The organism is Lactobacillus sp. UMNPBX4, assembly GCF_002554115.1.
GTDB classification, from domain to species: domain Bacteria; phylum Bacillota; class Bacilli; order Lactobacillales; family Lactobacillaceae; genus Lactobacillus; species Lactobacillus gallinarum.
Map to the genome: position 1 here is coordinate 24,946 of NZ_PCZF01000024.1, position 6,441 is coordinate 31,386.

The window sequence follows — 6,441 nt, forward strand, 5'->3', positions numbered from 1 at the left end:
TTTCACCTACTTCCAATTATCTTTGAATCCTATTTATTATTTAAATCCTTAAATAAATTCTTCAATTGCTCGGTAGAAATGCCAGCATCCCTATCAGCCTTTTTCTTACTCCAATCAGTGCCTTTTTCGACTCGCTTTTGATAAGTTCGAACAGATTTTTTCTTACCAAAGCTATTGCGCCGCTTTTTCACATATTGCAAAGCCTGTACGGCTGTAGCTACGCCATGTTGCAGCCAGTCATTGGCAATCTTATAAGCCAAATTAGAACTAACTACTGTGTCATAAGTAAGACATGTATAGGTCAAAATGTTGATTAAGTCTTCAGGCAACCCATACTGGGTGTGCAAATTATTAATAATCTGCTTCTCATTGGCACTAGTTATACCGCCTTTTTGCGTTTTTATTTTATACAAAAATTCAGCGGGTGAACTCTCATTAGCTGCTTTTAACAGCTTTTTATCATGGTCATCCATATCTTTAATCACAGCTAATGCCTTTTTTTGCCCTTCATTTAACTGCTTTTGTACATTTTCTCTAGTATTAGCCCTCTTATAATTTTCCGCTAAAGTATTGCTAATGTCATGCATATTTAAGCTATATGAGCCATGAAGACATGGCAAGCTTTCATCTACAAATTCTTTTTCTGATAAGCCATACGTTTGGATTAAACCACGAATTTGATCTTTATTAAGGTCAATTTCACTAGCTGGAATTTGATAGCGATTATACTCCTGCTTGATAAAATCCCAATCAATACTATCGTGATCATTCACCTTGGCAGTTTCAACTTCATGAATCTTATTTTCTTGTGCGGCTTGAACCACATCACTAGACGGAGTGATTGCTTCATCCCCAGGTAAACGAAAAACATCAAAAAAGTTTGCTGACACGTCTTTAGCATTTTTAATAGGTTTTTCCCTTAATTTTGCTTCTTGAGCAAAAGCATGACTTAAATCATGAAAGGTTGATACACCAACCTTTTCTTTTAATAAACTAGCTAAAAGTGGCGTCGCAAAAAATTTGTCTGCAGCTGGAACTTGCAGCAATTTAAAAACTAAAACATTATTGAATACATTATCAGACAAAAGTGTTTGGACTAATCCCACAGCCTCTAATTTATGCAATGAATCAAATAATTGTTTCAAGCTGCAATCCAATTGCTCTTGCAATGAATATATCCCCTTCGAGTCGGAAATTATGCCATACGGATCATAATTTTGAATCAAAGTCTGATATAGCGCTACTGCTACTGCACCTACTAACGGTTGATATAATTTGATTAAAACTTTTTCATCTTCGGGAAAAAGCTTCACACGATTGGCTACATAATAAAGATGTTTGGGATCAGACGTCTCAAACATGACTAATTGCCCTTACCTTTCTTAGCCATCATGTCTTCCATAGTCTTCATGAAGCTAGACATATCTTTAAATTCACGATAAATAGATGCAAAACGAATGTAAGCCACATCATCAAGATCAGCCAATTCATCCATAACGTATTGACCAATCTTCTTAGATGAAATTTCACTAATGCCTTGCTTTCTTACTTTATTTTCAACATGATCAACCAATTGCTCAAATTGCTCACTGCTAATTGGTCGTTTCTGTCCTGCAGCCATTACACCATGCAAGATTTTCTTGCGATTAAATGGTTCACGCGTACCGTCATTTTTAATTACAAGTAACGGAGTTGTTTCTACTCTTTCAAAAGTTGTAAAACGAAAACCACAATTTTCACACTCTCTGCGTCGTCTGATTGCACGGTTTTCATCACTAGGACGTGAATCAATAACGCGGGAGGCATTTTGATGACAATTTGGACATTCCATAGCTATCCCTCTTCTTTGATCTTAATTAATATCTGTTCTAGTTTATTTTCTAATTCTTTTATTGTACCAGTATTTGCCACTACAAAATCGGCCATTTTTTCTTTTTCAGCTAATGGCATCTGACTATTAATCCGCATTCTTGCTTCCTCGTCAGATAGATTATTACGCTTTTTTAAACGTTCAATCTGTATTTGCTCAGGAAGGGTAATCACTAAAACTCCATTAGCTACATGTTTTTTATCCAATCCCGCTTCAAAATACACTGGTGCATCTAAAATAACAAGAGCAAAATTCTGATATTCTTTTATCTTTGCTACTGTTTTATCGAAAATTAACGGATGCGTCAACTGATTTAATTCAGACAAGGCTCTTTTATTACTAAAAACTAATTGCCCTAATTTTTTACGATTTATTGTTTGGTCTGAATTTAAATATTCTACCCCAAAATGATCTTTAATCGCTTGCCAAGATGCATTGCCGGGTTTCATCAGTTCGTGGGCAATTTGATCACAGTCAATAATCGGAATGTTTTTCTTTTTAAAAAAATCATCAGCAGTACTTTTACCGGTGGCAATTCCACCTGTTAATGCTAAGACATAACTCATTTATAAATCACCTGACAATGAGGACAAAAAGTGGTTCCCCGACCATTAACCTTAATTTTTTCAAATTTAGTACCACAAACTGGGCAGGGCTCACCTACATGACCGTAAACTTGCAATTTACTTTGAAAGCCACCAACTTGTCCATTCGCATTCAAAAAGGAATGAACCGTAGTACCTTGCAGCTTAATTGCTTCGGCAATAATCTTATTAATCTGATCATGTAATTCAGATACTTTTTCTACAGGAATTTTATTGGCCTGACTTAAAGGATGAATCTTGGTTCGCCAAAGAACCTCATCAACATAAATATTACCTAGACCAGCTACTACTGATTGATCAAGCAAAGTGTTTTTGATATTTTTCTTCTTACGCTTTAAGCCATTGATTAAATATTCTGAAGTAAATTTAGAACTATTTGGTTCTACTCCAAGCTTACCAATCCCTGTAGTTTGTCTTTCGGTGCCAGTTAAAATTAGCTGCATCCGCCCAAATTTGCGCACATCATTATACCGCAACGCTGTTCCATCAGTAAAAACAAACTCAACGTGATCGTGTTTATCCTTAGGCGCATCAGACGCAGTTAAATGATACTTTCCTTCCATTCGCAAATGAGAAACAATCGTTAAATTATCACTCAAGCGAATAAGCAAATACTTGGCGTAGCGATCAATATCGATAATCTTTTTACCAGGCAATTCAGATAAAAATTTTTCATGATCAGTCGCCACAATTTTTGGATACCACAAAATCACTTTTTTAATAGTTTTTCCCTTAACTAAAGGAAGCAGTGTTCTTCGAACTGTTTCAACTTCAGGCATTTCAGGCATTTTATCACCTACTTTGCATCATACCAATTGTGTCCCCAGCCAGAATCAGCAATCAATGGCACGTCCAACTTAACAGCTGATTGCATTACTTCAGGCACAATCTTTTTAATTGTTTCTAGCTCATCTTTTGGTACATCAAAAATCAATTCATCGTGTACCTGCACTACCATTTTAGTCTTCAAATGTAGTTCATCTAACTTCTTTTGCATGTTAATCATTGCAATTTTAATAATATCGGCAGCTGAACCTTGAATTGGTGAATTAATAGCAGTTCTTTCAGCAAAGGCACGAACGGTGTATTTCTTAGCATGAATATCTGGCAAGTATCTGCGACGGTGCATGATTGTTTCGGCATAGCCCTTGTCACGTGCTTCTTGTACTGCTTTATTCATGTAATCCTTGATTTGAGGATATTGTTCGAAGTAGTTGTCGATAAATTCTTGAGCACGTTTTCTAGAAATACCTAAATTCTTGGACAAACCATAATCGGAAATACCATAAACGATACCGAAGTTAACAGCCTTAGCGTGACGACGCATCAGTGGCGTTACTTGATCTGGTGAATCCAAGTGGAAAATTTTCATCGCGGTATGTGAGTGAATATCATAACCGGTCTTGAAGGCTTCTTGCATGTTTTGATCGCCCGAAACGTGAGCTAAAACACGAAGTTCAACTTGTGAGTAGTCGCAAGAGAAAATGTAGCCGTCTGGTTCACTTGGCACGAAAGCTTTTCTGATTTGCTTACCCTCTTCGGTACGGGTAGGGATGTTCTGCAAGTTAGGATCCACACTGGAAAGTCGACCAGTTGCAGTCAAAGTTTGCAAGTAACGTGTATGTACACGACCATCTGGTTGGATAACGTCAAGCAGCCCCTTTACATAGGTAGATTGAATCTTGGCAATTTGACGGTAATCCAAAATTTCACTAACGATTGGACTTTGTGTCTTCAATTGATCAAGCACTTCAACTGAAGTTGAGTAACCAGTCTTGGTCTTCTTGATTGGTGGTAAACCAAGCTTTTCAAACAAAATGTGACCTAATTGCTTAGGTGAATTCAAATTGAACTTTTCACCAGCTTGACTGTAAATCTTGTCTTCAAGCTCTTTCAACTTAATGGCAAATTCATTTTGCAACTGAAGCAAAGTGCTGGCTTCAACCTTCATCCCGTTCATTTCCATTCTGGCTAAAACACGAGCAGTTGGGATTTCGATTGTGTCAAACAAAGCATCCTGTTCGTGTTCTTTAAGCTTTTTAAGAAGCTCCGGCTTAAGCTTTTCAATGGCGTTGACCTTGGAAGCTAAGTGGTTGAACAATTCATCGTCATCATCGGGAACATGTTCACTCTTACCTTTGCCGTAGACTTCAAGGTCGGTCTTAACGGAATAATCCCCATAAAGATGGGCAATTTCACCAAGATCATTAGAGTTGTTTTCATTATTGATCAAGTAGGATGCCAAAAGCATGTCGTAATCAAGACCGTGAGTGTGCATGCCCAAACGATGTGCAGCAACCATTGTTTTCTTTAGGTCAAAGACATTCTTCTTAATCTTTTCGTCTTCTAAGATGTGCTTGATATTATCTTCTTCAAGCAATTCAACATCTCTTGAAACGTAGATCTTGTCGTTAATCTTCAAGCTGAAGCCAACAAAAGGAGCTAAGTGATAGTTAGCACCGAGCATTTCTAGATAAAATTCAACAGTGTCTTTTTCAGTAGCTTTGACATCTTTAACATTGTCATCATTTAAAACGGTGTATTCAACTTTTTCAACATCTGCACTACCTTGACCAGCACCTGAAGCATTAAGTTCTGCCAAAAACTTGCGGAAGTTCATCTTTTCGTAGAATTGACGCAGTTTCTCATAATCAACTGGTTGACGTTTTACATCATCAATATCGAGTGTAACTGGTGAATCACGGTCAATAGTGGCAAGCTTTTTAGCTAAAAAAGCCTTGTCTTTATCATGAATTAAACGTTCCTTACGCTTAGATTTCTTCATTTCATCAATATGATCGTAAAGATTTTCTACTGAACCATATTCTTGAATTAAATTAGAAGCTGTCTTAGGACCAATACCTTCGACACCTGGGTAGTTATCAGAGTTATCACCCATTAAGGCCTTCATGTCGATGAATTCGGTTGGAGTTACCCCATTAACTTCCTTCATATGTTCTGGTGTATAAGCTTCAAGTTGAGAAACACCAGATTTAGTTACTTCGACAGTCGTCTTGTCGGACGCAAGTTGGGTCAAGTCGCGGTCACCAGTTACGATCGTGGTTGTGAACCCGGCCTTTTCACCCTTCGCAGCAAAAGTACCAATGATGTCGTCTGCTTCGTAATTCTTTAATTCATAAGTTTTAATGCCTAAATCATGCAGCATTTCTTGAATATAAGGCATTTGTTCAAGTAACTCCTCTGGAGTTTTCGCACGTCCGCCTTTGTATTCACCATACATTTTTGTTCTAAAAGTGACTTTTCCTGCATCAAAAGCTACCAATACGTGGGTTGGATCAACGTCTTTTAAAAGGACATCGAGCATGTTCTTAAAAGCGTAAATGGCATTAGTGTGCAGGCCGTCCGGACTCTTGAAAGATTCTAGTTGACGATAAAGAGCGTAAAAGGCTCTGAAAGCTACAGAGTTACCATCGATTAGAAGTAATTTTTTATCTGCCATTTTATTCCCCTTTTATAAAAATTGTTCTCTATACTTACTTATCTATTTTACCAGTTTCAAGGGTAATCTTTTAATAGGAAGTTTAATGTAAAAGAAAAAAGCTCCACTTTTATGGAGCCTTTAAATATTAACCTTTCTGATTAGCCTACAATTAGCTTTAAAAGGAATAACAGAAAGCATATATTGATTTCAATCCACGCACTCATATAAATGCGACCATAATTTTAAAAATTGTTTTAACAACAATCTTAAAATTAGATTCTTAATTATTATATCAGATCAAATATAAACTTTTAGCTTAAAATTTAGTTGACGTTATAGTTCTATCAGAAATTTTACTAAAGTCTTTTTTTATTTCTAGCATTAAGTCTTTTCTTTTTTGATCGTAAATTGCAATAATAAATTGAACACTTAAGCTGCTTGATAGATCTGATCCAATTCTCTTTCAAAAATTTCATCTGGTGTATGATATGCCAATATTTTTCTTGGTAGCGAATTGCACCAGG

5 protein-coding genes are annotated in these 6,441 nt (G+C 36.5%); all 5 read right to left on the reverse strand.

Annotated elements, in window-relative coordinates; translation table 11 throughout:
- Window positions 1–29 precede the first annotated feature (29 nt).
- From CP355_RS06075 to polA, 5 genes are read right to left on the reverse strand one after another with little or no spacing between them, the layout of a single operon-like run.
- Complete coding sequence (locus CP355_RS06075; protein ID WP_098044109.1) at window positions 30–1,361, reverse strand: replication initiation and membrane attachment family protein; 1,332 nt, start codon at window positions 1,359–1,361, stop codon at window positions 30–32.
- 2 nt (window positions 1,362–1,363) lie between these two features.
- Window positions 1,364–1,831 carry a transcriptional regulator NrdR gene (gene nrdR / locus CP355_RS06080; RefSeq protein ID WP_098044110.1) on the reverse strand — a complete coding sequence of 156 codons (468 nt, stop codon included), beginning with the start codon at window positions 1,829–1,831 and terminating at the stop codon, window positions 1,364–1,366.
- Between the two features lie 2 nt (window positions 1,832–1,833).
- Entirely contained in the window at window positions 1,834–2,436 is a 603-nt protein-coding gene (coaE, locus tag CP355_RS06085; RefSeq protein ID WP_098044111.1) for a dephospho-CoA kinase, read from the reverse strand.
- Complete coding sequence (gene mutM / locus CP355_RS06090) at window positions 2,433–3,263, reverse strand: DNA-formamidopyrimidine glycosylase (protein WP_025005309.1); 831 nt, start codon at window positions 3,261–3,263, stop codon at window positions 2,433–2,435. Before mutM ends, coaE begins: the two co-directional genes overlap by 4 nt.
- A gap of 8 nt (window positions 3,264–3,271) precedes the next feature.
- A complete protein-coding gene (polA, locus tag CP355_RS06095) occupies window positions 3,272–5,935 on the reverse strand; it encodes a DNA polymerase I (RefSeq protein ID WP_098044112.1) in 2,664 nt (887 codons plus the stop codon).
- Window positions 5,936–6,441: the final 506 nt, after the last annotated feature.